This window comes from Ligilactobacillus apodemi DSM 16634 = JCM 16172, from assembly GCF_001434405.1.
Lineage (GTDB): Bacteria > Bacillota > Bacilli > Lactobacillales > Lactobacillaceae > Ligilactobacillus > Ligilactobacillus apodemi.
Window position 1 is genome coordinate 1 of sequence record NZ_AZFT01000026.1, and the last position, 209, is coordinate 209.

At 49.3% G+C, this 209-nt stretch carries 1 protein-coding gene; it reads left to right on the top strand.

Going from position 1 to position 209, the window contains the following annotated elements; translation table 11 throughout:
- Window positions 1-205, top strand: a 205-nt coding sequence (locus FC32_RS10845) for a hypothetical protein (protein WP_162253195.1), incomplete at its 5' end; no start/stop codon positions are given.
- Window positions 206-209 lie beyond the last annotated feature (4 nt).

Below are 209 nucleotides of genomic sequence, written 5' to 3' on the forward strand. Positions count from 1 at the left end.
GCCGATTCACTGGCACTTACTGATTCACTCAATGATGTGCTTACTGATTCGCTCAATGATGTGCTTGCTGATTCACTTGCGCTTACTGATTCGCTCAACGATGTGCTTGCTGATTCGCTGGCGCTTACTGATTCACTCAACGATGTCGAGGCGGATTCACTGGCGCTTACCGATTCACTCAACGATGTTGAGGCAGATTCGCTAGCGCT